Below are 26,870 nucleotides of genomic sequence, written 5' to 3' on the forward strand. Positions count from 1 at the left end.
CCCGGTCACTTGAGGTACCCGAGGATGGTCATCATGCCGCTCTCCGAGTGGTACTGGTTGTGGCAATGCAGCATCCACAGACCGGGGTTGTCGGCGTCGAAGTCGATGACCAGCTTGCGGTGGGGAAGCACCAGGGCGGTGTCCTTGAGCGCACCGACGGCGTCGACGCCGGTGAGGGCGAAGGTGTGGCCGTGCAGGTGGATGGGGTGCCACATGTCGGTGGCGTTGATCATGGTGAGCCGTACCCGTTCACCGGCGCGGACCGGGTGGCGCCTGTGCGTGTCGTGGGGTCGGTGGTCGAAGCCCCAGTCGTACCTCCTCATGCTGCCGGTGATCCTGATGCGCAGCTCGCGGTCGGGTTCGCGGTCGTCCAGCGCCACGGACTCGTCCGGTACGAGGCGGCGCGCGGGCACGACCTGCCCGTCCAGTTCGTCCGGGCGGACGTCCCGCCCGGGAAGGGTTCTTCCCCTGTCGGTGCGCAGCACGGCGAGGGCCCGGCCCGGCTTCCCCTCGGCGAGTGCGACGAGGGGGAAGACGCCGTCCTGGGCGGTGACCAGGACGTCGTACCGCTCGGCCATGCCGACGAGGAGAGCGTCGGTCTCCGTGTGCTCCACGGGATAGCCGTCGGTATGCGTGACGGTCATGGTGTGGTCGCCCAGCGCCACCCGGAAGGCGGTCTCGGAACCCGCGTTGATGATGCGCAGCCGGACGCGGTCGCCCGGGCGGCACCGGAACACCCGGGGACTGGTCGGCAGGCGGCCGTTGGCGAGGTAGTACGGGTAGGCCACATTGCCCCCGTCGCCGTCGAGCATGCGGCTGTAGGAGTCGCGCAGCACCCGGGAGGGGCCAGCCGGCCGGCGGCCGCTTCCGGGACCCATGGCCACCGCTGTGGCCGTGCCGTGCTGGAGCTGGCCGAGCACGCCTTCCGGGGTGGAGCCGTCCACGTCGTCGATCCAGTCGTCCAGGACGACGACCCATTCCTTGTCGTAGGCGAGGGGTTCCCTGGGGTCGTCGACGATGAGCGGCGCGTACAGCGCACGGTCGGGCTGGAGTCCGACATGGGAGTGGAGGAGATAGGTGCCCGGGTAGGAGACGGTGAAGCGGTAGGTGAAGTCGGTCCCCGGGCGGATGGCGTTCTGCGTCACGCCGGGGGCGCCGTCCATGTCGCAGCGCAGTCGCACCCCGTGCGAGTGGAGCGTGGTGGAGACCGGCAGACGGTTGGCGAGGGTGAGGCTCAGGACGTCACCGGCGGTGACGCGCACCAGCGGACCGGGCAGTGTCTCGTCGTACGCCCAGCTCCGGACGATCCGCCCGCCCAGGTCCAGCGTGGACTGGGCGGCGGTGAACCCGAGCCTGCGCACCGGGCCGGAACCGCGTCTCCGCTCGGTCGCAAGGACCTCCGGACCCGACGGGTCGACATATCCCCCGAGTCCTGGCGGGGCGAAGCCGGCCTCGCCGAGCGCGGTCCCCTCGGGGCCGTGGTGGGGGCGGAGAACGAAGTCGGGACGGGCAGGCAGGAGTCCCGCGCCGGCGGCAGCGAGCGGGGCACGGAGCAGGGTACGCCGCGAAGGTGTATGCATGCCTGCAATAAGACACGTTTTGTAGTGATTTAGCGGGAAATACGGCGTTGCGCCTCGATGATGTCGGCTTCCGGTGCCCCAGTCGGCGGGCGGTGTCCCGGGCCGTGTCGTGGAACACCAGCCCCAGGGTCCGCCGCCGAACCTGGCACCTGGCCGATGCCTGCAACGCCTGCGTTGCTGCAATCCCGCACGCAGCAACCGTCTCGGAACCCCCGGCGCACATCACTGGTGGCTCCGGTCCATGAACCTCGCAGGACATGACGAAGTCCCGACTGGGGGCTCTCCCACAGGGTTTCTCCTTTGGTCGGCATCGCGGGCAGAATCAACGCGTGCCGTCTTTCGATCAGGTCCGTTTCCGGCTGCCTCGCGGCGCCCGCGCTGACGCTGCGCTGGCCGGCGGGGTATTCGTGTTGGTGGCGCTCGCTGAGGGGCAGCGGCTGAGCCACGGCGGGGACGCGATGGCCTCGCTGATCGCGTCCTGGTTGCTGATCACGGCGGTGTGCGGAGCGCTGCTGTTCCGGCGCCGGTATCCGGTGACGGTGGGCTGGTTCACGGTGCTGGCCACGGGCGCCTACTACCTCCTGAGCGACATCGACGCCCCGCTGATCATGGTTCCGATCGTGGCGTTGTACGCCCTCGCGGCCCAGGGCCGGACGCAGGCGGCCATTGCCATGGCGGCGGCCATGGTGATCGGCGTATCCGTGGGCCCCCTCGCGGGCAACAGCGATATCAACGGCACGGCGGTGTTCATGCTCACCGGCTGGCTGGTCGCCGTCGTGGCTCTCGGCAGCGTGCGGCACAGCCGGGTGGCCTACGCCGAGGAGGAGGCGCGACTGCGGGCCACCGAGGAGCGGCTGCGCATTGCCCGCGAGCTGCACGATGTGATCGGGCACAACATTTCGATGATCAACGTGCAGGCGGGTGCTGCACTGCACCGGCTGAAGAAGGATCCTGCCCAGGCCGAGGAGGCGCTCGGCGCGATCAAGGCGAGCAGCCGGGAGACCCTGCGGGAGCTCCGGGCCACCCTCGGCGTGCTCCGCCAGGTCGACGAGGAGGCGCCCACGGCACCCCCGCCGGGGCTGGCCCGGACCGACGAGCTGGTGGCCTCGGCGAAGCTGGCGGGGCTCTTGGTGCGGATCGAGCGGACCGGGGCTGAACGTTCGCTGCCCGCCCCTGTCGACCTGGCCGCGTACCGGATCGTGCAGGAGTCGCTGACCAACGCCGCCAAGCACAGCGGCGCCGGACGGGTCACGATCCGGCTCGCCCACGCGGACGGGGAGCTGACCCTGGCCGTCGAGGACGACGGCGAGGGCGCAGCGACCCGCCCGGCCGGGTCCGGTGGCGGCAGCGGGATCACCGGCATGAAAGAGCGGGCGCGGGCACTGGGTGGCGAGCTGGCCGCGGGCCCGCGGCCAGAGGGCGGATTCGCGGTGCGGGCCCGGCTGCCGTACGAGATCACAGGAGAGCCGAAATGGAGCGGAGTGACCGATGATCAGGGTCCTGCTGGCGGATGACCAGCGGCTCGTCCGGGCCGGGTTCCGGTCGATCCTGGAGGACGAGGACGACATCGAGGTGGTGGGGGAGGCAGCGGACGGAGAAGCCGCGGTCCTGGCCTGCCGCGAGCTCGAGCCGGACGTGGTCCTGATGGACATCCGGATGCCGGGGATGGACGGTCTGGAAGCCTCCAAGGTGATCGCCGGAGAAAGGCAGCTGGCGTCGGTGAAGGTGGTCATCCTGACGACCTTCGATCTGGACGACTACGTGTACGGGGCGCTGCGTGCCGGGGCGACGGGCTTTCTGGTGAAGGACACGGAGCCGGAGGAACTGCTGCAGGCGGTGCGGGTCGCAGCCCGGGGCGATGCCCTGATCAGCCCGTCGGTCACACGGCGGCTCATCGCCGAGTTCGCGGGCCGGGTGAAGGGCCCTGAGCCGGATCCCCGGCTCGATGTCCTCACCGACCGGGAGCGCGAGGTCATGCAGTTGGTGGCCGCGGGGCTCACGAACGACGAGATCGCGGCACGGCTGGTGCTGTCACCGTCGACGGCGAAGACGCATGTCAGCCGGATCATCTCGAAGCTGGGGGCGCGGGACAGGTCGCAGGTCGTGGTGCTGGCGTACGAGTCCGGAATGGTCAGCCCGGGCTGGCTGGCGGAATAGGCCGGCCGTCGGGGCGGACGGCCCATCCGGCAGACGGCGCCGGTCCCGCGCGACTCCTGGGGTACGACGCAGCGGCAAACCGCATCCGCTGAGGTACGACACAGCGGCAGCCCGCATCCGCTGGGGTACGCCCAGTGTCGTCCGGAGGCTGACGCTTCCGACCCTGTTGCGCGTGCACGATCAACGGCATGAACGCACCCCCCTTTCGCGCACGGGCCACGACCGTGCTCGTCGGCGCGCTCGTCGGGGCCGCCGCCGGAATTCTGCTGGTCACGGCCGCCGGGGCCCTGGAGGTCGGCGGCGTGTTTGCCGCCCTGGGGATCGGCGTGCCCACGCTGTGCGGCGCCGTGGTGGGCGCGCTTCTTACGCCAGGCCACTCCCGCTCGAATCCGAGGTAGTCACCCATGTCTCCTACCCGCGGCGCAGCCGCGCCCCTTGCCCTGCCCGCACCGGGCCGGCCCGATCGGCCGCGCGGCGGCCGGTTCGGCGCCCTGGCCGGCTGGGCGCAGCGTCACCGCTGGTCCGCCCTGCTGCTCTGGGTCGCCGTCCTAGCCGCCGTCACGCTCGGTTCGCAAGCCGCAGGCTCCGCGTACAAGAACGACTTCGCCCTGCCGGGCACCGACTCCCAAGCGGCCACGGACCTGTTCACGAAGCACGGTTCCGCCCAGGCCGGCGACAGCGTCGACATCGTGCTGAAGGACAGCCAGGGCATCGACGGCCGCAAGGCCGCCGTCGAGAAGATGCTGGCCGAAGTGAAGGGACTGCCGAGCGTCGCCGATGTGCGCAGCCCGTACGCCGATGCCTCCGCTGTGTCCGAGGACGGCACGATCGGCTACGCCACCGTGACTCTCGACGGCAAGGCCGAGGCCGTGCCCAAGGAGGACGTCACCGCGATCATCGACACCGCCAAGGGCGTCGAGGCGGACGGGCTCCAGGTCGAGCTCGGCGGCGACGCCGTGCGTGGCGCCGAGGACAAGGGAAGCCCGACCGCAGAACTCGCCGGCATCCTGGCCGCCGTGATCATCCTCGGACTGCTCTTCGGCTCCGTGGTGGCGGCCGCCGTACCGCTGATCACCGCCCTCTTCGCGGTCGGCGCCGCCATCGGCCTGATCGCTCTCGCCTCGCACGTCTTCACCATCGCCGATTTCACGCCGCCCATCACGATGCTCGTCGGACTCGGCGTGGGTGTCGACTACGCCCTGCTGATCTTCTACCGCTACCGGCACGAGCTCACCCACGGCGCTGAACCGGCCGAAGCCGGCCGCAAGGCTCTGGACGCCGCCGGTCGTACGGTCTTCGTCGCCGGCTGCACCGTGATCATCGCCCTGCTGGGCCTGGTCGCACTCGGCCTCGGCTCGCTGCAGGGCGTGGCCCTCGCCCTGGCACTGACCGTGCTGACCACGATGGCCGCCTCGTTGGTCCTGCTGCCCGCACTCCTGGCGCTCTTCGGCCACCGCATTCAGCGCCACGTACTGAAGCACGCGGCCCAGGCCGCGTCCAAGGGCGAGGTCGAAGGCCGCCGCTGGCGGGCCCTGGCCGCAGCTGTGCAGCGCCGTCCATTGCCGACGCTGCTGGTCGCCGTCCTCGCTCTGCTCGCCCTGTCCGCACCTGCGCTGGGCATGCGCCTCGGCTTCGCCGACGCGGGCAACGACCCGAAGACCTCGACCTCCAAGCAGGCGTACGACCTGCTCGCCGAGGGCTTCGGCCCGGGCTTCAACGGTCCGCTGGTCGTCTTGGTGCGGGGCGACAAGGCCGCCGGCCAGGCCGTCCGGTCCGAGCTGGCCAAGGCCGAGGGCGTGGCCGCGGCCAGCCCCGCGATGCCCTCCGAGGACGGCGCCCTGTCCACCGTGATCGTCTACCCGAAGACAGCACCGCAGGACGAGGGAACCACCGATCTCGTGCACCACCTACGCGATGACGTGGCCCCGAACCTGGAGCACGACACCGGCGCCGAGATCCTGGTCGGCGGCTCCACCGCCGCCTCCCAGGATTTCGCCGAGACGGTCTCGCAGCGGCTGCCGCTGTTCGTCGCCGTCGTCGTCGGACTGTCGTCGCTGCTGCTGATGCTGGTCTTCCGGTCCGTGCTGATCCCCATCAAGGCAGCCCTGCTGAACCTGCTCTCGATCACCGGCGCGCTCGGCGCGATGACCCTGGTGTTCCAGGAGGGCTGGTTCGGAGTGCAGCCAGGGCCGATCGAAGCATTCCTCCCCGTGCTGATCTTCGCGATCGTGTTCGGGCTGTCCATGGACTACGAGGTGTTCCTGGTCTCGCGGATCCACGAGGAGTGGGAGCGTACGAAGGACCACTCCATCGCAGTGCGGGAAGGACTGGCCACCACCGGCAAGGTGATCACGGCGGCCGGGGCCATCATGATCGTGGTGTTCGCCGCCTTCATGCTGAGCCCCGACCGAATGCTCCAGCAGTTCGGGCTGGGCCTCGCCGTGGCGATCCTGATGGACGCAGTAGTCATCCGCTGCCTGATCGTCCCGGCCATCATGCAACTGCTCGGTAAGTGGGCCTGGTGGCTGCCCGCCCCCCTCGCCCGGCGGCTGCCCAAGGTGGCGCTCGAGCGCCCCGCGGACAGCTGACGACCGACGAGGAAGAGCCCGCCCCTGATCGGCAGATTCCAATGATCGCCGCTACCCGTGGATCAGGCGGCGAGGAATCCCCGCATGCGCTCGGCTGGGTGTCCAGCCGAGCGCATTGCGTGGACGGCCGTTGAGCCCGGCGGCGACCGGGGCGCCCAGGGGGAGACTGCGGACGGTGTCAGGCCAGGCAGCTACGACGCGGGTTCCGTGGTCCTTGTCGCTCCCCCGATCGGGCCAGGAGTATTCGGTCGTAGCCGGATCATGGCAGGCTCGGCCCCGATTGGGTTCGTCCGTCGGTGGTCGTCGGATGACGTTGCTTGGGGCCGGAGTTGTCCTTTGGGGCAGTCCTGATCGCGGGCCGCGGCCGTTGGGGATTCTGCCCTGCTCAAGAACAGTCGAGAGCATGAATCACCATGACTCGGGCGGCATTTCGGACGCCCTGACAGCCGGGGTGACCGATATCGGCTTCCACCGGGCGTGGGACCGAGTTGTCCCTGCGGGCGCGGCTCTGGTGCATCCGCGCCGCCCCTCACCCGCCCGCGGTGTCAGGGACCCGGCCGCCCGGGCGCGCCAGCCCCCGGATCGACAGTCCGCTGTCGGCGGTGAACATGCTCCCGGTCATCGCGGCCGACTGCGACGGGGATGCCAGCAGGGTGAAGATCCCGCTGTACGCGTCGACGTCCGGCACCTCCTGCAGCGGCAGCACCTCCCGGGTGCCGTCAAGCACCGAGTCGGCGGCCGTCTGACCGAGGGAGGTCGTGCCGCGCAGCCCGGTCGGCCTCAGAAGCAGCTCAGCGTGGCGCAGGTTCAAACAGTTCGATGAGGTTGCCGGCCGGGTCGGTGAGGAGGATCTGGCGTCCGCCCGGGCCCGTGATGACGTCGCTGCGGAAGGACAGCCCGGCGGTGCGCAACCGGTCGATCTCGGTGTCGAGGTCGTTGACGGTGAGATGGATGCGGTTGCGGCCTGGCGCATTGGAGTCATCGGGCGTGGCTCGGGCGCCGGAGCTTGCCGGCCCGGACAGCAGCAGCCGCAGCGGGCCGCGGACCACGTCGGCGAAGGCGGGCGCGGGGTTGGTGCGCAGGCTGAAGCCGAGGTGGGTGGTGTAGAAGTCGACCGCGGCGGCCACGTCGTCGACGATGTAGCGGACGGCGGCGAGTTCGTCGGATGGTGTCATGGCTGGACCTCCGGGTTCGGGGCGCGGGTGAGGACGGGCAGCAGGTAGCGGATACGCGTGTCGATCTCCGCCGCCGTGTGCCTGAAGGCGGGGTAGCTTGCCTGGTCGTTGCCGTCGGCGGCAGCCGGGTCGGGGATGCTCCAGTGGGTCCGCCGCGGCTGACCGCTGAACTCGGGGCAGATCTCGCGGACCTTGTCACACAGGCTGATCAAGTGATCGAAACGATTGCGGGCCACCGTGTCCAGCTGGCGTGGCCGCTGGTCGGCGATGTCGATGCCGTAGTGCTCGCGCAGGACCCGCACGGCGTTGGGATGGATCCGCGGTTTGGGGTGGCTGCCGGCGCTGGTCACCTCCACCTGGCCGCCGGAGCGGTGGCGCAGCAGAGCCTCGGCGATCGGGGAGCGGGCGCTGTTGCCGGTGCACGTGAACAGCACGCAAGGCCGAGCCGACTGTTCGGTGGCCGTGGGAGGTGGTGGGGTGGGATCGAGGCGCAGTGCCGGGTGCAGGGCGACGCCGGCGGCGGCCAGCGCGTGCGCGCAGCGCTCCAGATCCAGGTGGTAGTAGCTGTCGCGGGCGTCGAAGCTGCTGCGATGGGCAGTGACGAGCCCGCTGCGGCGCAGCAGCCGCAGATGGTAGGAGATCAGGTTCTGCGGGTGGCCGAGCAGGGCGACCAGCTCACGGACCCGGTAGTCGCTTGCGGCCAGCGCGGTCAGCAGCCGCCACCGCAGTGGGTTGGCGGCCAGGCTCACAAACGCCGGGGCAGCGTGACCTGTGGGCACCATGCCAATAGGATAAATCAAACCCGTTTGATGGATTCCGCTCCGCGGGCGAGGGTGAAGCGGAAGCCCACTCCGAATGGACCAGCGCCGAAGCCCACCACGAGGCGGCCGAAGGCACTCGCACACGACATGCGGCACGAGATCTTCTTCAGGCCCCCCGGGGGCTGCGGCTCATCTACCGCACGCCGTATTACCTGTACCGCGGGCCGTGCCGGCCCTCCGTGTAATCCGGATGATCCAGGGCACCCAACGTGGAGGACGCATCTCGTCGGGAAGGAGAGATCGCAAAGCAATGGATCACCTCTTCCACCTCTCCGGTAACGTCACGGTATGAGCCATCCACATCCGGAACTGCACACCGCCCCGCCACTGCCCGACGGAGGGCTACGGGTCGTCGCCCTGGGCGGCCTGGGTGAGATCGGCCGCAACATGACCGTCTTCGAGCACGCCGGCAAGCTGCTCATCGTCGACTGCGGCGTGCTGTTCCCCGAGGAGACCCAGCCCGGCGTTGATGTGATCCTGCCCGACTTCACCTCGATCCGGGAGCGCCTGGACGACATCGTGGCCGTCGTGCTCACCCACGGGCACGAGGACCACATCGGGGGCGTGCCGTATCTGCTGCGTGAGCGGTCCGACATCCCCGTCGTGGGCTCCAAACTGACCCTGGCGTTCCTTGAGGCCAAGCTCAAAGAGCACGGCATCCGGCCGCGCACGGTGCGGGTGCGTGAGGGCGACCGGCGCGGGTTCGGGCCGTTCGACTGCGAATTCGTAGCGGTGAATCACTCGATCCCGGACGGTCTCGCGGTCGCGATCCGCACCGGTGCCGGGATGGTGCTGCACACCGGCGACTTCAAGATGGACCAGTTCCCGCTGGACGACCGCATCACCGACCTGCGTGCCTTCGCCCGCCTCGGTGAGGAGGGCGTCGACCTCTTCCTGGTTGACTCCACCAACGCCGAGGTGCCCGGATTCACCGTCGCCGAGCGCGAGTTGAACCCAGCGATCGAGCAGGTCCTGCGCACCGCGCCACGCCGCGTGATCGTCTCCAGCTTCGCCAGCCATGTGCACCGCATCCAGCAGGTCCTGGACGCCGCTCACCAGCACGGCCGCAAAGTCGCCTTCGTAGGCCGGTCGATGGTCCGCAACATGGGCATCGCCCGCGACCTGGGCTACCTGAAGGTTCCGCCCGGCCTGGTGGTCAACATGAAGGAAATGGAGAAGCTGCCGGACCACAAGATCGCCCTCGTCTGCACCGGATCCCAGGGCGAGCCGATGGCCGCGCTGTCGCGGATGGCCAACCGCGACCATGTGATCCGCATCGGCGAGGGCGACACGGTCCTGCTCGCCAGCTCCCTGATCCCGGGCAATGAGAACGCCATTTACCGGGTGATCAACGGGCTGACCCGGTGGGGTGCCCACGTCGTCCACAAGGGCAACGCCAAGGTGCACGTCTCCGGACACGCCAGCGCCGGTGAACTCGTCTACTGCTACAACATCATCAAGCCCCGGCACGTCATGCCCGTCCACGGCGAATGGCGTCACCTCCGGGCCAACGGCGACCTCGCCATCCGTACCGGCGTCGATCCCGACCGGGTGGTCATCGCCGAGGACGGTGTCGTCGTCGACCTCGTCGACGGGCGCGCCTCGATCACCGGCAAGGTGCCCGCGGGCAACGTCTACGTGGACGGCATGGAAGTCGGCGGCGCCACCGAGGCCTCCCTCAAGGACCGCCTCACCCTCGCCAACGAAGGCGTGGTCACCGTCGTGGCGATCGTCGACGCCGACACCGGCGCCCTCGCCGAACCCCCCGACTTCCTGGCCCGCGGATTCGTCCACGACGACACCACATTCGAACCGGTCATCCCGGTGATCGAGAAGACCTTGGCCAGGGCGGCCGAGGAAGGCGTCGGGGACGCGCACCAGCTCGAACAGCTCATCGCCCGCGCGGTGGCGTCCTGGGCGTTCCGGACCTACCGCCGCAAGCCCCTCATCATCCCCGTCATCATCGACGCCTGAGCCGGGACCGACTGCGGGCAGTGCAACGCGGCGTCTCCGCACGTCGAGCCAGGCCGTCGGCCGTCGCTCGAGCCGTGGCGGACGGAGAACCCCCAACCGTGGCAGGGCAGAGAAGGGTGCGTGGCTGAGCGCACGCTTCGAAGAGATCGCCCGGCGCCCCTGGGTGACATCGGTCTGCGGCGCCGGCGGTATCCGGCGTCGGAGATGATCCGCGCTGCCTCCTGCCGCACAGCCACCCGCTGATCCGCGGGCGGATGCGCCGTGGCCGGGTGGTGCATGGTGGGTACATCACCACGCACCACCCGGCCGCCCCCCGTTCATGGGCGTCTTCCTCCTCAGACCCCCAGTCCCTCAGACCCGGCGCAGTTCACGGCCGTTGGAGACCGCCAGCGCGAAGTCCTGATGCGGCTCCACCGAGATCACGGAGCGCAGCGAGCGCCTGGTGACGGACACGCCCCAGACGCGGATCAGATAGGGGTCGGTGCCCGGCTCGTCGATCACGACCTGCTGGACGTTGTTGGTCGCGTGCGGGAAGGGCCGCACGTCTCCGTCCCGTACCGGTCCGCCGTCCTCCGCCCGGACCTGCAGGTAGAGCTTGTTGACGAGGTCGCCGTTGCCGGGTTGGGACGGTGCGTCGGTCCAGACGAGGGTGATCTTGAGCGGTCGGCCCGGGTCGAACTGCTCGAGGCGGTACGTGACGAGCTCGCCGGTCTGCACCGCGTCCATCCACTCGTCGACGAAGAGCATCCGATGCCGGCCGTCCCTGCCGATGGCCCCGGCGACATCGACTCGGCCGAAGCCGCTGGCGCCGTTGGGCCCGGTCGGGATCTCCCCGGTGAACTGGCCCTTCATGGCGGCCGCGCCGTTCACCAGGCATGCCTTGACCAGTGCGGAGGTCGGTTGATGCTGCCGTTCCCGTACCAGGTACTCGCGGACCAGGGCCGCGGCGCCCGCGGCGAGCGGCGTGGCCATGCTGGTGCCACCGCTCCAGCAATAGGCGCTGCGCAGCGGGTGGTTGAGCGGCAGCTTGCCCCACAGCGGGACGGCATTGGGCGGCAGGGCGCGCGACAGCATCGACAGGACGTTGGTGCCGGGTGCGATCAGGTCGGGCTTGATCCGGCCGTCGTCCGTGGGTCCGCGCGACGAGAAGGCGGCCAGCCCGTCGACGTTGTCGGAGATGTGGCCTGCCGCGCCCATCTTGGGGAAGCGCAGCACCCCACCCCTGGTGAACCGGTCCCAGGTGGTGTCGCGTCCGGGCGGCGGCGCGGAGCCCGCCGGGCGGTCGTTCTCGCCGGCGCCGATGGACAGGCAGTTCTTCGCGGTTGCCGGGGAGCCGATGGAGTCCGAGTCGACCACGCCGTTGCCATCGTCGTCCGCGCCTTCGTTGCCGGCCGAGAACAGGATCAGCATGTCGGGGTTGTTCCAGGCGAACTCGTCGACCGCACGCGCCTTGGTGGTGTAGAGGCCGGCGGTCGGTGCGCCCCAGGAGTTGGTGTGGATACGGGCCCCGGCACGGTAGGCCTGCTCGAAGAGCGGCCCGAGGTCCTCGGGAAGCCCGTGCAGACCGGCCTCGGCGGGCGGCCAGGTATCGCTGATCCGGGGCAGCCCGGCGACCTCCGCCTCGGTCTTCCAGTGCACGCGCTGGCCGATGGCCTGGAAGAAGACCTTCGCCTCCGGCGCCACTCCCGAGGGGGCCGGTGTGATGTTCGCGTCCCGGGCGGCCGCGCCGTTGCCGAGCACGGAGCCCGTCACATGGGTGCCGTGTCCTATGTCGGGGTCGGAGGGCCCGTCGTCGCTGCCGGGCGGGTCGTTGACGTACGGCGCCAGGGTGAGGCGGGTCGGCCAGCTCACCATGCCAGCGACCCGGCCCCGTACATCCGGGTGCATCGTGTCGGGGTCGCCGGTGTCGAGGCCGGAGTCGGCGATGGCGACGATCTGGTCGGCGCCGGTCAGCTCGATGCCGCCTGCCGAGTTGTCCTCCTGGACTTCGAGGACCAGTCGGGCGCGATCGTTGTGGAACTCCGGCAGCGCGTACGGCAACACGGCCTGGACGCCGGGCTGTTCGGCGAGGCCCGCCGGGTCGGCGTTCGCCACGAGGGTGCGGCCCGCCGCGGACAGGACGGCTCCGCCCGACTCACGGACCGCTGCGGCCACGTCCTCGATGCTCTCGCCGGGGAAGACGGAAACCTCGACGAGCTGGCTCTCGGCCCCGGCCGGATGGGCGAGTTGCTCGGTGCCCAGGGACCGTGTCGGCGTGGTGTGCACCTTCGGGGAGACCTTCATGGCGGGCCGGTACGGCGTCACCTCGGCGACCCACGGCAGCGCGGTGAGAGCGTCGACGTTCTCCGGGAGCACGCCGATGAGCAGTGTGAAGTTCGCGAGGCTGTCGTGGATGCGGGCGCCGTGAGAGCCCAGCTCGCGCAGCCACCGAGGCGCGGGGGGTCCTGCCAGCCGCAGCAGGTAGTAGGCCGTGCGTCCCGCCGGGGGCTCGAGGGCTGCCTCCTGCTGGGCTTCTACCGCGTCGGCGAAGGAGAAGGAGTTTCCGGCGGTGAGCAGCGGCCGTTCGGCGAGCTCGGTGGCTTGGACGTCCAACGCGCCGACGCGGATGGCCTGTTCGTCGGTCGCGCGGATGAGCATGGCGTCGGGGTAGCGGGCGAGCACCTCGACCCCGGTTCCGCGGACGGCGGTGTCCTCGTCGTCCGTCCGTACATGCACCAGCAGTGTGGCAGTCATGGAGGACTCCCCTTTCACGCTATTCGGTTGGCTGTCGACGAGTGTGGTGGCGGCCGGTGGCCGGTTGACGAAAGCTGACGGAGCTGGACAGAACTGGCCGTCGGTCAGCTCTGGTCGAGCAGGCGGTGCAGCGCGGACGCCTCGGGGACCCCCAGTGCGTCGAAGAGCCCGGCCGCGGTCTGCCACTGGCGGCGGGCCGCGGTGCGGTCCCCGGACTCCTGGCTCAGCCTGCCGAGGCCGGTCAGGGCACGGGCCTGCTCGTAGCGGTCGCCGTTGTGTTGGGCCAGCTCCAGGGCGGTGCGGAAGGAATCGGCGGCGTCCTCGGACTTTCCGGTGGCGTGCTGGGCTTCGCCGAGGTCGACGAGCGCGCCGGTCTCGACCTCGGCCTCGCCCACCTCATGGGCGAGTTCCACCGCCCGGCCCAACTGGTCGAGGGCCTCACTGTGGCGGCCGGCCCGCAGATGGACGTCGCCGAGGCCGCGCAGGGCATCGGCCTGGCCTGTCCGGTATCCCGTCTCCAGGTAGATGGGCAGGGCCTGTTCATGATGGTCGGCGGCGTCGGCGAGGCGGCCAAGACGCAGGCTTGCCGAGCCGAGGTTGGTGAGCGCGACCGCCTCGCCGACCCGGTTACCGATCTCACGGTTGATGGTGAGGGCGCGGGCGTAGTGGTCGTACGCCTCGGCGTAGCGGCCGGTGCGCTCCAGGGTGGTGCCCAGGTTGTTGAGGACCCGGGCCTGGCCGATGCGGTCGCCGCGCTCCTGGTAGAGGGTGAGCGCCCGCTGCTGGTGGTCGAGTGCCTTCGGGTAGTCGCCGAGCTGCCGGTACACGGTGCCGAGGCCGTACAGGGCGGCGCCCTCTCCGATGTTGCCGGCCAGTTCCCGGTGCAGGGCGAGCGCCTCTTCCAGGTGGCCGCGGGCCTCTTCGTACCGGCCGAGCCGCCAGGCCAGTGTGCCGAGCCCCTGCAGCGCGTTCGCCTCGCCGGCCCGGTCGCCGCTCTCGCGGTGCGCTGCGAGTGCCTGCAGGTGGTGGTCGACGGCCGCGGTGTACGAACCGGTGCGCAGATGGGCGGTGCCCAGACGGTTGAGGGCGTCGGCCTCTGCCCGGAGGTCGTGCCGGGCGCGGGCGGCTCGCAGGGCGAGCCCGTGCAGAGTGAGGCCGTCGCGGTAGTGGGCACCGGTGTCGAGGTGACGGTCCAGGCAGACCGAGAGCTCGACGGTGTGCTCCGGCGAGATGTCGACAGCGGCGGCCGCGACGGCCAGGAGGTTGGAATGCTCGGCGGCCAGCCAGGGGTCGTGCGGTCCGGCGGCGCGGCGGGCGGTGTGCAGATAGTGGTTGAGGAGCCGGAGCAGCGCGGGCTGCCGGTCGGTGCGGTCCGCGGCCTGCTCGGCCGCGTAGGCGCGGAGCAGATCGTGCATCGCGAAGCGGCCCGCGCTGCTCTCGTCGAGGAGGTGGGCGCGCGTGAGGGTGTCCAGCAGCCGGTGCGCCGTGACCGGTTCGGCGTCGAGGAGCGCGGCGGCGGCCTCGATGCCGATGTCCTGGCCGGGGTGCAGTCCGAGCAGTTGGAACGTGGTGAGCGCCGGGTCGGGCAGCAAGCGGCAGGACCAGGAGAACACCGTGCGTACGGCGGTGTAGTCGTCCTCGCCCGCGGCCAGCAGGTCGAGCCGGCGGGACTCGTCGCCGAGGTCGGCCACCAGGCGGGACAGCGGTACGGCGGGATGGGCCGCCGCCAGTTCGGCGGCGATGCGCAGGGCGAGGGGCAGCCGGGCGCAGCGTTCGGCGAGGGCGACGGCCTGCTCGGGTTCGGCCTCGGCGCGAGCCCCGATCAGGCGACTGAGCAGGGCGACGGCTTCGGTGAGAGGCAGTACGTCGAGGTTGATGCGGACGGCGCCGTGCCGGGCGACGAGCGCGGGCAGCGAGTCGCGGCTGGTGACGAGGACCTGGCAGGTGGGCGTGCCGGGCAGCAGGTCGCGCACTTGGTCCACGGAACGGGCGTTGTCCAGGACGACGAGGGTCTTCCGGCCGGCGAGCAGGGTGCGGTAGCGGGCCGCCCGCTCGTCGAGGCCGTGCGGGATGGCGGAGCCCTCGACGCCGAGGGCACGCAGGAACACTTCGAGCGCTTCCGCGGCGGACACGGGCCGGTCCGGGTCGTAGCCACGGAGGTTGAGGTAGAGCTGTCCGTCGGGGAAGGCGTCCGCCACACGGTGCGCCCAGTGCACGGCGAGGGCCGTCTTCCCGACGCCCGCGGTGCCCGACACCGCCGAGATCACCACGGCGGTGGCGTCGGTGGCCGACTCGGCGAGCAGCCGGTCCAGGTCGGCGATCTGACTGTCACGGCCGGTGAACGCCGTGACGTCGCCGGGGAGTTGGCGGGGCGGCGGGAAGTGGTCGGCCGCGGCCGGCGGGGCTGCCGGGACCGTGGGGTCGGCGCTGGCCGCGAGCCACAGGGCGTGGAACCGGCCGGGATCACCCCCCAGCGTCTCCACGATCAGCTCGAGAAGTCCCCAGCGTGGCACGGCGGGCCCGGAGAAGGCGACCGAGACGGTGGTGTGGCTGCAGCCGACCTCCTTGGCCATCTGGCGCAGGCTCGGCCGGCCGGCCCGGTGATGCAGCTCGTGCAGCGCGTCGAAGAGGGACCGCACCGGTCCCTCGGCCAGGTCGGGCCTCGGCAGCACCCTCATGCGTCCTCCCCCAAGGTCGCCTGGTCAAAGGCTCCTCTGCCGCATCCCGTGCTGTAAAGCCGGTTGCGGGCGGCCAGTTCTGTCAGGTTCCGTCAACCCGCCCCGCGCGCCCCAAGACTGATGAGTGACCCGACGGACCGCCGGAAAGGGGCGAAGGACATGACCACCTTCGAGGACGCGACACTGCTCGGACTCGCTGTACAGGCCCGGCTCAAGCGCCCGGCGCCGACCGCACCGATGGACTCGCACCAGCTTTCGGATGTCCAGCGGGAAGAAGTGGCGGCCGCTCTGCGGTATTTGGAGGCATCGGGTGTACTGACCGGGAGCGAGAGCACGTCGTTCCAGGAGTACGTGTCCAACGGCAAGCTGCCGGAGGCCGATTCAGCTCCCTCGCCGTTCACGGTGGGTTCGGTTCTCGCGATCCTCGTGCAGCACGGTGCGCAGGCCGGCGCGCTCGGCCATGTCGTCGACGCCGCGGTGGACGGCTTCGTGCACGCCGGCCCGCACGCCGCGGTCGGCTGCGCCTCGATCGCCGCGATGGAGTCGCTGCGGGCGACGAAGAGCGCCGTACCGGGAGCCGTCTTCGTGCCAGGGGCGACCAAAAGCAGCACGGGCGGCATCAAGAGCGGCACCGGCGGAATCAAGAGTGCCGTCACTCCCTGAGCGCCGTGCCGACCGCGGTGTGCGGACACTGCGCGTCAAGGTGCTGCGGTACGTCTGGGAGACCGGCTGGTCGGGGGCGCGGCCGGTCAGGCCCTGGCCCGACGAGGTCTTCACCGAGGTCTTCCAGGAGGCCAACGGGCGCAGTGTGCGGGACTTCTGGCTGCGGTCGACCCTCGGCCGTACGGCCGTCGACTTCGACATCGCCCCCTGGACCGTCCTGCGCGGCGGCTTCCAGGAGACGCTGAAGGAGGACCGCGCCGGGACAGTACGGGCCTGCCGACGCCAGGCCGAACGAGACGGAGTGGCGCTCTCCGGTTTCCACCGTCTGATCGCCTTCCTTCATGAGCCACCGTCGGACACGGGGCTGTGCGGCGGCTCACTCGTTCTCGACCAAGGGGCCCGCGCGCCCACGGACTTCCGTCGCGAGGTCGGCCGCCTGATCGGCTTCGGACCGGTGCTCGACGCCCGTGGCCTGCCCGGTGCTCCGTACTGCGTGATGGGCTCGGGGACCTGCCGGGCCGCCGCGGCCACGCTGTTCGCCCACGACCCGGTGTTCCGGGCGTCGTCGAGGGCGGTGCGCGTCGGGGCGCCGGGGACCGTAGATCTGACCGCACTGGGGGACGCGTCCTGGCACGGTGGCGAGCCGGTGCTCGCCACCGTGCCGGTGACCGGCGGCGACATCGTCGTCGAGTACCGCACGGACAGCGGTCTGCCGCCCGCGGTGGTCGTGCACTCCGTCGGGGTCCGCTCCCCAGGGGTACGTTTCGAGGGTGCCCTCGCGCCCGAAAGCGGCGCGCACACCGTGGTCCTCGGTATACGGGTCGCTGTCCTCGGCACCTCGCCCCGGAGCGTCACGCTGGAATTGGACCCTCGCGGCCGGCGGTGAGCCGAGGGGCGGTTGCCGCTCGCGGGGCCGGGACGGGCGAGCCCAGCAGCCCGGCGAGCAGCGAGCACGTCGCGGCTCCAGAAGCAGCTCACCGTCATCGACGGACTCCAGACCGACGATCAGGGCGATCCGTACGGCTCGGCCTGGCGCCCTGCAGCAGTAACCGGTACCCGGCCAGGCTGTCGCTGCATTCGCCGCCGCCGGCGGCCGCTTCGCACAGCACATAGCACCCACGGCACGGCCATCCTGACCGTGGTGAATGAATCCGACACCCAGGCCCTGGTGGTGCTGGTGTGCGCCGGGTTCGTGCGGTGCACGAGCGCGGAGGCGGCCGCCGACGCGCAACACGGGTACCGGCGGCCCCGATCCCCCGGCGGCACGCGCCCGCCCCGTTCGCCCGCCGTCCCCTGTCACCTGCTTTTCTTCTGTTTTAGGGCGAGCGCGGGGGTGTGCAGAGGGGGATGTCGGGCCCCTGACCACGGTCAGACAGGCGTGGTGACCTGCGGATATGCCGCCCACGGCGTGGCAGCGCGCGGGCAGTTGTCGGAGGGGATGTCGGCCTGGTCGTCAGGGGTGTTGTCGCATCGTGACCATGGTCGGGCCTTCGTGGACACAGGTGTGGTCGGGGTCGGCTGCTGCTGTGGCCGGTACGCGCGGCGCCGGGCAGGACGGCGCCGCCCCGTACGGGAGAGACAGGCCGATGATGAGCGACGTGGATGCGGGCGGTGGGGACCGGCTGGCGCTGGCGGTGCTGACGCAGTACCGGATGGCCACGACCGAGCAGATGCACCGGGTGATCGCCCCTGGGGTGCGCATCGAGCAGACTCGGCGTCGGCTGGCCAAGCTGCGCGATGAGGGGCTGATCGACCGCATCACGCTGCCCCGGGCCGGACGGATGCGGGTGTGGTTTCCCACCGCGTACGGCGTGCAGATCGCTTCGGAGTGGCCGGAGTTACGCGGACGACGGCCGCCGAAGACAGTGTCCGATCCGACCGCCGTACGGCTGCGGGTCGGCCACACCCTGACGGTGACCGAGACCGCGCTCGTCTTCCTTGAAGACGTGTGCCACCGCGGCGAGTTGTGCCGGCCGCTGGACTGGATACCCGAGGTCTACCACCCTATTGGGGGCGGCGAGGCCGTCATCCCCGACGCCCTCATGTACTACCGGCGCGGCCATGAGGGCGGGGCTGGGGCAATGCTGCGAGCGTTCGTCGAGGTCGACCGGGCCACCATGGGCCCCGAACGCCTCGCCGCGAAACTCACCGCCTACGCCCGCCTCCACCGCTACCTGCCCACTCCCCCAGGGCGGCGCCACCGGCCGGCCATCGGCCAGGAGCCGGCGCCGGAGGAATGACGACGGCACTACCCGCTCTTCCCCCGCCTCTTGTTCGTCCTGGACGACACAGGCCCCGCCGGCATCACCACCCGCATCCACGCCCTGCACGCCGCCGCCGCGGACCCGGCGCTGGCCGGCTTCCTGCGCGACGTCCCCGCCCTGGCCGCGGCACTGGCAGACCTGCGCAACCACGGCCCCTCCGAGCCCGTGTGGCACCCCGTCCAGGCCCCCGAGAGCACCGTCGCCTGGAGCCAGTCCCCGCACCTGTAGACAGCCTGCGCAGGCTCCACCACCCCCGTACGGCAGCTGCGCAGCATCCGACCATCGGGCCCGACCACAGCCCCGGAGCCCCGGCCATCACCCCCGACCACAGCAGGTCACAGCGTTGCGCAACGAACTGCACACCGAGCGCGCAGCGGATGCGCAGTACTCATGGACAGCTGCGCAGTCAGTGCACGCGGGCAAATCGGAGCCTGCGCAGCCGCCCGAAGGCGCGCATGCACAACCCGGCTACCACCCGATTGCGCACACGCAGCCGCCCAGCGCACCGCCCTGCGCAATGCCACAGCCATGTCCAACAGCCTTGTTAAGGCCTGCAAGCGGAGCAGAGAAATGCTTCCAACTTCGCGGCGTGACCGGCCATGCCCCGCTTCCCCGCAGATGGATCCCGCTCCGCGATCTCCCGCCACAGGGCGCTGCTGGCCGCCCCGAACGCGGCCTTCGCTGTGGGGCGGCGGTCTGCCAGGAGGGGAAGGTGTGTGCGAAGGCGTCGGCCTCCTCGACGGTGTGTCCGGCGTCCAGGAGACGGAGGAAGTGTCAGGTACCGCAGCTTCGGCCGTGTTCGCGCCCATGGGGCGCTTCCTCACTGTCGCAGATGGCCGACCGCGGCATCCGATCAGGATCCGGGTGCTCGGTGGCGGCCTGTCCACTTCCCATACTTGTACGGATCGCGTCCGTGGAACGGCTCACCAGATCTGTTGTTGAGCTCGACATGTCGGTTCGGTCGACCTGCGGGCTGGGCAGTTGAGGGGGTTCGTGGTACCAGCAATCCCGGTTGCCTCGTTCGCAGCGTCAGCAGGTCACGCGACGGGGTGTCGCCGCCGACTCCGGCACGGGATTTACGCGACTGATCGGCGCCGTCCGGGGAACCCAGCAAGTAACGGCGCAGCCACCGGGATCACGTGTGGTTCGTCGTCCACCGGCAGGGGTAGACAGATGCTCGCATTCGTGGCCGCCGCACTCTTCGTCATCGCCTTCATCATCCGTGTCACCGAGACGCCGACCCAGGTGATTTTCAGCCCGACGAGCCTCATGCTTCTCGGGCTTGCCTTCCTCGCTGTGCACTCGACCGGCGTGGGGTCTGGCTGGTCCTCCCGGGGAAGCGGGCGTCGGCGCTGAGGAAGCGATGCACTCCATCCTCGTGCTGGCGGATCCGAACGGGGAGCGGCCGGGTATCGCCCATCAGCGGGGCTGAGTTGCGCCCGGATCAGGCGATCACCGCCTGCAGTCGGTGGCTGTCCCTATGCCGCCGAGGAGCGATGGGGGCGGAGTCCTTGCCCCTGCCCGCCTCGCGACTAGAGCACGCGGTCCTCGCTGGCCTGCGGCGTGTCCTCATCCGGCAGGTGCACGTCGTTGACCGCGAGGTTCACCTCGACGACTTCCAGGCCCGTCATCCGTTCCACCGCCGCGATCACATTCTCACGGACCTCTGTGGCGACCTCGGTGATGCTGACCCCGTATTCCACGACGACCTGGAGGTCGATGGCGGTCTGCTTCTCGCCGACCTCGACCTTGACGCCGCGCCCCGCGCTCGCGTGCCCGCCCGGGACCCGGTCGCGCACGGCGCCCATGGTGCGAGTGAATCCGCCGCCCAGTGCGTTGACTCCGGGGACCTCCCGGGCGGCGATCCCCGCGATCTTCTCCACCACCCCGTCCGCGATGGTCGTCCGGCCCCGGGTCTCCGGCGGTTCCTGAGGCCCGGGCCGTGCAGTCTGAAGCGTCGTGCCCACGCCGATGCTCGGCTCATCGGGATCGGACTTCTGCCGGGTTGAACCGTTCGGCTCCGTCATGCGAAGCCACCTCCTCGGGCAGTCGACGGACTGCCATTCCTGAGCGGCTGTTGGCCGCCGCTTTCGTGCTGCTGGCCCAAGTACCGTGCAGGTCACTGGATATGCGCGCTGGCCTTTGGCACCGTCCACATCCTGGGACTGGGCGGCTTCGGGCCGTCTGCCGCACCGGGTTGAGGGCTATGCTGCTGTACGGACGTCCCAGACCCCGGCGGCTTGTCGTTGCTCGATACAGATGGCTGCGGGGAGCGGATCTTTCGTCCGTCACCCGGCGCATCCCTGGAGGGAACTGGGTGGGTCCGCTGTCCTGTCGCACAGGCTGTTGGGCCGGCCGTTGCTCCGCCTCCGCCTCCGCCGAACGTACGCCCCCGCCGGCAGCGCGCCAAGGGGGCCGGGAATCCCGGCGTCACCGCGTCCCCTGCCGGATGGTCTTCCGAACCGAGGCGTCATGCCCCTTCCGCAGCTCACCGTCTACCGTCATGACCGAAGGCACCGGGCACTGATCACCCTGGCCGGGGAGATCGACCTGGAATCGGCGCCGCTGGTGCGCACGGCACTGACGCGGAGTCTGGACGACGGCATCCGCACCATCGACGTCGACCTCACCCCCGTCACCTTCTGCGACTGCAGCGGCCTCAACGCCTTCCTCCACGCCGCACAGAAGACCACGGAGGCCGGCGGGACCCTGCGACTGCACCACCCGCCACCGACGCTGGGCCTGATACTCGACCTCACCGGCTCCGGATTCCTGCTCCTCAGCGTTCCGCTCGGGCATGTGACACCTCCCCTCGCGGGTGTCCCAGCCCCAACCGCCCAAGCCCCGCCGCACCCGCCCGTTCCGCTTGCCTCTGTCCTCTCGGGTGATGTGCGGTGACGCCCCGGTCGGAGCGAGGGCAGCCGTACAAGCCCGATGGCGGCGAGCCGTCCACCATGGACGCGGTGCGGTTGCGTCGGGTGAACCGCTGGCAGGCGCAGGGCGTGAGCGGGGAGCTCGCGGATCTGTACGTGGACTCCCGTGAGACGTCTCCCCGTGAGGCGTACCGCCCTCCCGGCCGCCAGGACTTTCTGAACCGTCTCACCGCCGAGATCCGGCGGCCGGGCTTCGCCATGGTGATCGCGGAGACGGACGGCCTGGTGGGATGCGCTTTCGGATTCCCGGTGCGCAGCGACGGCTTCTGGTGGCTCGGGTTCGACGGGGCACTGCCGCGCGGCATCGAGCAACTCACTGAGTCGGGCGGCGTCTTCGCGATCACCGACCTCCTGGTCCGCCCGCACCCGCAGGACGCGCACATGGCCCGCCGGCTGCAGGAGCGGCTGTTGGCCGACCATCAGGCGTCACTCGGCGCCACCCTGGTGGACCGGGCCGATCACCCCGCCCTCACTGCGCTCCGGTCCTGGGGATGGCTGGACGTGGGAGAGATCTGGAGGCCGGTCAGCGCCACGCTGCTCCGGGTGCTGGTCCTTCCGGTCGGGGAGCGAACCGCGGCGCGGCTGGAGGGACTTGCTCACGATGCCTGGACGCGGTGGCCCGAATGAGGTCCGACAGCCGCTCGGCCCGGATTCAGGTGCTGGTCGCCGAGCAGGCGGCGCGACGCGGTGCCCGGGTCGGTGTGGTGGATGTGTGCACCGCGGCCGTGGCCGCCCTCCCGGTCGGCGGAGCCGGACTGTCGGCGATGTCCCGGACTGCGGCGAGCCATCCGCTGTGCAGCACCGACAACATCAGCGAGCAGTTGGAGGAGTTGCAGCTCACGCTGGGCGAGGGGCCCTGCGTGGATGCTTTCCTGCACGGCTCGGCCGTCCTGACGCCCGATCTGCTGAACGGTGTGCTGCAGGACCGCTGGTCCGTGTTCGCGGATGCGGCCCTGGAGGCCGGGGCACGTGCGGTGTTTGCGCTGCCTCTGCAGATGGGGGCGATCAGCCCGGGAGTCCTGGACCTGTACGCCGACGTGCCGACGGTGCTGGATGCAGAGGAGCTGGCCGACGCACTGGCGTTCGCCGATCTCGCGACGCTGCTCCTGCTCGACGCACGGATCGAGGAGACGGGCGCGCCGGTCGACGGAGCGCTGGAAGATCGAGGCTTCGAGGACCTGGGCGGATACCGGGCGGAGATCGACCAGGCCACCGGCATCCTCACCGTCCAACTCGGCGTCGGCATCGAAGAAGCCTTCGTACGGCTGCGCGCCCACGCCTATATGCAGGGCCGCCGGCTCGCGGACGTGGCCGCCGACGTGGTGGCCCATCGACTCCGCTTCTCCCCGGACGCGGAACCCGAACGGACCGACGAGGAAACCTGACGCACCGGCGCCAACCGACGAACGTGCTGTACTTCCCGCCCCCTCCCGGCGGGACTAGTCTCAATCGAGGGTGTGCATGATGAATCAGCGGCTCCTGGCCAAGACCTTCGTCGAGCTGGCGGACAACCTGGTCGCCGACTTCGACCTGATCGACTTCCTGCGGCTGCTCACCGACCGCTGCGTGGCGATGCTCGGCGCCAGTGCGGCCGGAGTGCTGCTCGCGGACCGCGACGGTGAACTGCGCGTGATGGCCGCCTCCGACGAACAGGTACGCCTGCTGGAACTCTTCCAGCTCCAGAATGATGAAGGCCCCTGTCTGGAGTGCTTCCGCACTGGCACACCGGTGATCGTCCCCGACCTGACCCGGGAAGTCGACCGCTGGCCGCGCTTCGTCACAGCGGCCCACCGCAGCGGGTTCGGTGCGGTCCAGGCACTGCCCATGCGCCTGCGTGACGAGGTCGTCGGCGCCCTCAACCTCTTCCGCGCCGCCCCCGGCCCCTTCGACCCGGCAGGCACACTCATCGCCCAGGCCCTGGCCGACGTCGCCACCATCAGCCTCCTGCAACAACGCTCCACCCACCGCAGCACGGTTCTCAACGAGCAGCTGCAGACCGCGCTGAACAGCCGCGTACTGATCGAGCAAGCCAAGGGCAAACTCGCCGAACGCCAGAGCATCGACATGGAACAGGCCTTCACCACCCTGCGCAGTTACGCCCGTTCCCACAACCGGCGCCTGTCCGATGTGGCCCGCGCCTTCATCGACGACTCCGAACCCCTTCCCGGCCTGGTGGCCTGACGCTGTCGCCAAGGGGATGAACGGAGGCAGCCATCCGCTCGACCGCCGCCATGACGCTCTCGTACCGAATCCGAGGACCAACACGACCGCAGGGCGGCATTGCCGCCTTCAGGGAGCCGGCGGAGTATCTGGGCCGCTGTCTGGAGCTCCGGGGCAGCCGTCATCCCGACAGGCGTGCCAGCATTGGGAAGGACGTGGAGGGGCCGGATCAGCCCGCTGTCGCCCAGCGCCTCGACGACGGCGTGGCTCGGGGCGACGAGGCGCAGGCCACCGCCGGAGTGGTGAACCCTGCGTGCCGTGGCGACGAGCAGCCCGAGGCCCAGGGTGTCGCAGGAGGTGACGCCCGACAGGTCGAGGATCATCAGGCTTCCGGGGCCGTGACATACGCCCAGAAGGCGCTCGCGCAGTCCTGGAACGGTGGCGAGACCGAGACTGCCGCTGACGACGACCTTCTCGCGGCCCTCCGGCACACCGGCGAGCACAGGCCGCAGGCCTGGGGCGGACGCCGCAGGTGAGGAGCAGTAGTCCTGCACGGATTGGGGAGTGTCCGCCTGCCTCGGGGGGCTGGGGACTTCTGCGGGGATGAGGGGAGTTGCGGTACCTGCAGACACCGTGGGCCTCCTCGGGGCGGAGTGTCACGCTGCCGGGGGCTGGGGCTAGCAGTTCAGTGCCATCCGCATCTCGCGGACAGTCGATGCCACGTACAGGCTCCGGCACGTGGGCATCGAGGGCGGTGGGCGCCACGGGCGGTCCGTCCCGCCCCGATGTTCTACGCGCGGCTGCACGTCGGCGGAGGGGGTCAGGTCCGGTTGACCCGGCCGGCCACCGCGTGACCGATCAGCAGGTGGACGACAGCGGGCAGACCGTAGTTGACCACAGTGCGCCAGTTGTCCGAGTGAACGGTGAACAGGTTGTGTGTCCAGCCCGGAGCCAGTTCGCCGCGTCGTGGACCCAGGAGACCGTCCTGTTGGCGGTGTTGGCGTCGAACAGGTGGAGGGCGATCCACAGGATCAGGATCAGTGCCGTGATGTTCGCGATGATGGAGATGACCGTCCCCGCGGGGTTGCCGCCGTAGCGTCTGGAATGTGCAACGACTAGCCCTGACAGAAGAGTTGGAACCTCGCCGACCCCACCGCCCGTGGCCGTTTCAGACGCGCTGCATCAGCTCGCCCTTGCCGTCCCTGCTGTCTCGACCGGTGTGCGGTGACTGCCCGACCCAGGCGGGGAGCCTGCGGGAGGATCCGGCAAATCCGGTTTGGGCCACCGTTCACAGACGGCGCCAGCGAGCCGAGGCGAAGGAGAAGGCGCCGAAGAGAACCAGCCCGATCGCGACGGCAATCAGGAGCCATGGCCCCACCGATGTTTGCGCGAAGCTACGGAGCGTCGCGTCCACGCCCTTGGCCTCGTGCGGGTCGAAGCGTATGGCTGCCACCAGGATGAAGATCCCTGCCGCGGCGAACACCACGCCACGTGCCACGCCTCCGCCCACGCCCAGAGCCGTGACGACCTGCTGCGTACCGTGGCTCATGGTGCCGGTGTCCAGCTGCCGCAGGAAGCGCCGCATGGCCGCCCGTCCGGCGAGTACCGCGCCGATGCCGATCAGCAAGCAGCCCGCGGCACCCACCAGCGCCCGGCCGTACGGCAGTTTGAGCGCCGATGCCGTCCAGTCCTGCGACTTCGCATTGCCACTGGACCCCTGGCTGCCCCCGGCGGCGTACGCGGCGGTCGCCCAGCAGATCGCGGCGTAGAAGAGCGCCCGTCCTCCGTCAAGCACTCGCGGGGCCGCTTTGCGTCGAGGCCCCCTGCCAAGGACCGCGCGGGCGCCCCGCCACAACGCCATGCAGCCGAACCCGACGACCAGCGCCCACAGCATCGCCTTCCCGAAGGGCTGCGCCGCGATCTGGGCCAGTGCACCCTGGCGGTCCGCCGATTCGCCGCCGCTGCCGAGGGCGATCCGGACGGCCAGTACACCGATGAGGACGTACACCACGCCTCGTGCGGCAAAGCCCGCTCGTCCGGCGGCAGTCAGTGTCTGCCTCTCCGCGGAGCGACGGGTATCGGGCCTGGCGGCCCGGCGCCGCCCGTGCACCCGGGATGTCGTCACGATGCCCTCCTCAGAGCGTGGGTGTCGGCCATGACCTGGTCGCGCAGACGTGCACAGATGCGGGTGATCAGACGGGAGACGTGCATCTGCGAGAGACCGAGCTGCAGGGCGATGCGGCTCTGCGTCATCTCGCAGAAGAACCGCATATAGAGGATCTGCCGTTCGCGTTCAGGCAGTGCCCGCAGCAGCGGGCGGAGCGCCTCGCGGTTGACGATCAGGTCGAAGCCGGGCTCCACGCCACCGAGGGTGTCGGTCAGTGGGTGACCGTCCGCGGAGTGGCCGGGCACGGCGTCTATGGACAGGGCGGTGAAGCTCTCCAGCGCGCCCTGGCCCAGCCGTACCTCCGCCTTGGTCAGGCCGGTGTGCGCGGCGAGCTCGGGGACGGACGGTTCACGACCGCCCGTCGTGGAGCTGATCTCATTTCCGGCGGCCCGGACCCGGCCGCGCAGATCCTGTACGCGCCGCGGCACATGCACGATCCAGAGTTCGTCACGGAAGTGCCGCTTCACCTCGCCGAGGATCGTCGGTATGGCAAAGCTCGGGAAGGCGGTGCCAAGACTCGGGTCGAAGCGGGACACCGCCTTGACCAGGCCCAGTTGGGCGACCTGCTTGAGGTCTTCGAAGGTCTCGCCGCGATGGCGGAAGCGACGTGCGAGCCGTACGGCCATCGGCATCCAGGCGCACACCACCTCCTGCCGCAGCGCGGACCTCTCCAGGCCGTCCGGCAGGGTAGCGATACGGCGGAACGCCGCGTCGGTGTCCGGGGTGTCGTCGTAGGTGCGTGCGCTTCGTGGGCTCTGCGTCCGCTGGTACGTCATGGGCACGTGTCTCCCTGATCGGTGGCGTCGCTCACCGTGGGAGCCGGCAGACCGCAGCGCACAGGGGAGCAGCGACAGCTGCTCCCACGGGCGTGCCTCCGGTCCGAAGCACCCCGCACGGGTTCCCGGGCAGCCCGCTTTCAAACAAGCTCTGCGCCACGCAACTACGGCTGCCCACGGGACGCGCGGGCGGCGAACGCG

General features: G+C 70.5%; 24 protein-coding genes and 1 pseudogene. 14 read left to right on the forward strand and 11 right to left on the reverse strand.

Annotated features, from left to right (window positions below; genetic code table 11):
- Positions 1–5: 5 nt before the first annotated feature.
- Positions 6–1,580 (reverse strand): multicopper oxidase family protein, encoded by a 1,575-nt coding sequence (locus AB5J53_RS07170; protein WP_369244767.1) that lies wholly within the window; start codon positions 1,578–1,580, stop codon positions 6–8.
- A gap of 329 nt (positions 1,581–1,909) precedes the next feature.
- Between AB5J53_RS07170 and AB5J53_RS07175 the strand changes: the two genes are divergently transcribed.
- The 4 genes from AB5J53_RS07175 (at position 1,910) to AB5J53_RS07190 (ending at position 6,325) form a co-directional block, all read left to right on the forward strand.
- Complete coding sequence (locus tag AB5J53_RS07175) at positions 1,910–3,094, forward strand: sensor histidine kinase (RefSeq protein WP_369244768.1); 1,185 nt, start codon at positions 1,910–1,912, stop codon at positions 3,092–3,094.
- Positions 3,069–3,737: a response regulator gene (locus AB5J53_RS07180; protein ID WP_369244769.1), complete on the forward strand. Its 669-nt coding sequence runs from the start codon at positions 3,069–3,071 to the stop codon at positions 3,735–3,737. The genes AB5J53_RS07175 and AB5J53_RS07180 overlap by 26 nt, the downstream gene beginning before the upstream one ends.
- 188 nt (positions 3,738–3,925) lie before the next feature.
- A complete protein-coding gene (locus tag AB5J53_RS07185; RefSeq protein ID WP_369244770.1) occupies positions 3,926–4,135 on the forward strand; it encodes a hypothetical protein in 210 nt (69 codons plus the stop codon).
- Positions 4,136–4,141: 6 nt separating this feature from the next.
- Positions 4,142–6,325, forward strand: coding sequence for an MMPL family transporter (locus AB5J53_RS07190; protein WP_369244771.1), 2,184 nt, complete (start codon positions 4,142–4,144; stop codon positions 6,323–6,325).
- A gap of 529 nt (positions 6,326–6,854) precedes the next feature.
- On the opposite strand, the gene AB5J53_RS07195 is transcribed toward AB5J53_RS07190, so the two are convergent.
- The 3 genes from AB5J53_RS07195 to AB5J53_RS07205 are packed head-to-tail and all read right to left on the reverse strand — an operon-like array spanning position 6,855 to position 8,282.
- Complete coding sequence (locus AB5J53_RS07195) at positions 6,855–7,136, reverse strand: hypothetical protein (RefSeq protein ID WP_369244772.1); 282 nt, start codon at positions 7,134–7,136, stop codon at positions 6,855–6,857.
- Entirely contained in the window at positions 7,117–7,500 is a 384-nt protein-coding gene (locus AB5J53_RS07200; protein ID WP_369244773.1) for a VOC family protein, read from the reverse strand. The genes AB5J53_RS07195 and AB5J53_RS07200 overlap by 20 nt, the downstream gene beginning before the upstream one ends.
- Complete coding sequence (locus tag AB5J53_RS07205; protein ID WP_369244774.1) at positions 7,497–8,282, reverse strand: ArsR family transcriptional regulator; 786 nt, start codon at positions 8,280–8,282, stop codon at positions 7,497–7,499. Before AB5J53_RS07205 ends, AB5J53_RS07200 begins: the two co-directional genes overlap by 4 nt.
- Before the next feature lie 327 nt (positions 8,283–8,609).
- On the opposite strand from AB5J53_RS07205, the gene AB5J53_RS07210 reads away from it, so the two are divergent.
- Complete coding sequence (locus AB5J53_RS07210; protein WP_369244775.1) at positions 8,610–10,295, forward strand: ribonuclease J; 1,686 nt, start codon at positions 8,610–8,612, stop codon at positions 10,293–10,295.
- A 351-nt stretch (positions 10,296–10,646) separates the two neighbouring features.
- Here the strand turns inward: AB5J53_RS07210 and AB5J53_RS07215 are convergent, their stop codons facing one another.
- Together AB5J53_RS07215 and AB5J53_RS07220 are read right to left on the reverse strand one after the other, a co-directional pair.
- Positions 10,647–13,028 carry a S8 family serine peptidase gene (locus AB5J53_RS07215; protein WP_369244776.1) on the reverse strand — a complete coding sequence of 794 codons (2,382 nt, stop codon included), beginning with the start codon at positions 13,026–13,028 and terminating at the stop codon, positions 10,647–10,649.
- A gap of 104 nt (positions 13,029–13,132) precedes the next feature.
- Positions 13,133–15,706: a tetratricopeptide repeat protein gene (locus AB5J53_RS07220; protein WP_369244777.1), complete on the reverse strand. Its 2,574-nt coding sequence runs from the start codon at positions 15,704–15,706 to the stop codon at positions 13,133–13,135.
- Positions 15,707–15,865: 159 nt separating this feature from the next.
- Here AB5J53_RS07220 and AB5J53_RS07225 point away from each other — a divergent pair, with 159 nt between their 5' ends.
- The 5 genes from AB5J53_RS07225 to AB5J53_RS07245 all read left to right on the forward strand — a co-directional run bounded on the left by AB5J53_RS07225 (position 15,866) and on the right by AB5J53_RS07245 (position 19,989).
- Entirely contained in the window at positions 15,866–16,369 is a 504-nt protein-coding gene (locus AB5J53_RS07225) for a hypothetical protein (RefSeq protein ID WP_369244778.1), read from the forward strand.
- Positions 16,353–17,255 carry a hypothetical protein gene (locus tag AB5J53_RS07230; RefSeq protein ID WP_369244779.1) on the forward strand — a complete coding sequence of 301 codons (903 nt, stop codon included), beginning with the start codon at positions 16,353–16,355 and terminating at the stop codon, positions 17,253–17,255. The genes AB5J53_RS07225 and AB5J53_RS07230 overlap by 17 nt, the downstream gene beginning before the upstream one ends.
- A 703-nt stretch (positions 17,256–17,958) precedes the next feature.
- Entirely contained in the window at positions 17,959–18,609 is a 651-nt protein-coding gene (locus tag AB5J53_RS07235) for a replication-relaxation family protein (RefSeq protein ID WP_369244780.1), read from the forward strand.
- Between the two features lie 30 nt (positions 18,610–18,639).
- The gene (locus AB5J53_RS07240; RefSeq protein WP_369244781.1) at positions 18,640–18,861 is read left to right on the forward strand and encodes a hypothetical protein; all 222 of its coding nucleotides are present in this window, start codon (positions 18,640–18,642) and stop codon (positions 18,859–18,861) included.
- Between the two features lie 945 nt (positions 18,862–19,806).
- Complete coding sequence (locus AB5J53_RS07245; RefSeq protein ID WP_369244782.1) at positions 19,807–19,989, forward strand: hypothetical protein; 183 nt, start codon at positions 19,807–19,809, stop codon at positions 19,987–19,989.
- A 176-nt stretch (positions 19,990–20,165) separates the two neighbouring features.
- On the opposite strand, the gene AB5J53_RS07250 is transcribed toward AB5J53_RS07245, so the two are convergent.
- Positions 20,166–20,660, reverse strand: a complete 495-nt coding sequence (locus AB5J53_RS07250; RefSeq protein WP_369244783.1) for an Asp23/Gls24 family envelope stress response protein — start codon at positions 20,658–20,660, stop codon at positions 20,166–20,168.
- 445 nt (positions 20,661–21,105) lie between these two features.
- On the opposite strand from AB5J53_RS07250, the gene AB5J53_RS07255 reads away from it, so the two are divergent.
- The 4 genes from AB5J53_RS07255 (at position 21,106) to AB5J53_RS07270 (ending at position 23,747) form a co-directional block, all read left to right on the forward strand.
- Positions 21,106–21,531, forward strand: coding sequence for an STAS domain-containing protein (locus tag AB5J53_RS07255; protein ID WP_369244784.1), 426 nt, complete (start codon positions 21,106–21,108; stop codon positions 21,529–21,531).
- Positions 21,528–22,193, forward strand: coding sequence for a hypothetical protein (locus AB5J53_RS07260; protein ID WP_369244785.1), 666 nt, complete (start codon positions 21,528–21,530; stop codon positions 22,191–22,193). The genes AB5J53_RS07255 and AB5J53_RS07260 overlap by 4 nt, the downstream gene beginning before the upstream one ends.
- Positions 22,190–22,951: an ANTAR domain-containing protein gene (locus AB5J53_RS07265; protein WP_369244786.1), complete on the forward strand. Its 762-nt coding sequence runs from the start codon at positions 22,190–22,192 to the stop codon at positions 22,949–22,951. Before AB5J53_RS07260 ends, AB5J53_RS07265 begins: the two co-directional genes overlap by 4 nt.
- A gap of 79 nt (positions 22,952–23,030) precedes the next feature.
- Positions 23,031–23,747 (forward strand): ANTAR domain-containing protein, encoded by a 717-nt coding sequence (locus AB5J53_RS07270; RefSeq protein ID WP_369244787.1) that lies wholly within the window; start codon positions 23,031–23,033, stop codon positions 23,745–23,747.
- On the opposite strand, the gene AB5J53_RS07275 is transcribed toward AB5J53_RS07270, so the two are convergent.
- The 4 genes and pseudogenes from AB5J53_RS07275 to AB5J53_RS07290 form a co-directional block, all read right to left on the reverse strand.
- Positions 23,660–24,358, reverse strand: a complete 699-nt coding sequence (locus AB5J53_RS07275) for an STAS domain-containing protein (RefSeq protein WP_369244788.1) — start codon at positions 24,356–24,358, stop codon at positions 23,660–23,662. The genes AB5J53_RS07270 and AB5J53_RS07275 overlap by 88 nt on opposite strands.
- A 188-nt stretch (positions 24,359–24,546) precedes the next feature.
- A pseudogene (locus tag AB5J53_RS07280) lies at positions 24,547–24,854 on the reverse strand (hypothetical protein).
- A gap of 160 nt (positions 24,855–25,014) precedes the next feature.
- Positions 25,015–25,851: a DUF1206 domain-containing protein gene (locus AB5J53_RS07285; RefSeq protein ID WP_369244789.1), complete on the reverse strand. Its 837-nt coding sequence runs from the start codon at positions 25,849–25,851 to the stop codon at positions 25,015–25,017.
- The gene (locus AB5J53_RS07290) at positions 25,848–26,669 is read right to left on the reverse strand and encodes a SigB/SigF/SigG family RNA polymerase sigma factor (protein WP_369244790.1); all 822 of its coding nucleotides are present in this window, start codon (positions 26,667–26,669) and stop codon (positions 25,848–25,850) included. The genes AB5J53_RS07285 and AB5J53_RS07290 overlap by 4 nt, the downstream gene beginning before the upstream one ends.
- Positions 26,670–26,870 lie beyond the last annotated feature (201 nt).

The organism is Streptomyces sp. R41 (assembly GCF_041053055.1).
GTDB lineage: Bacteria > Actinomycetota > Actinomycetes > Streptomycetales > Streptomycetaceae > Streptomyces.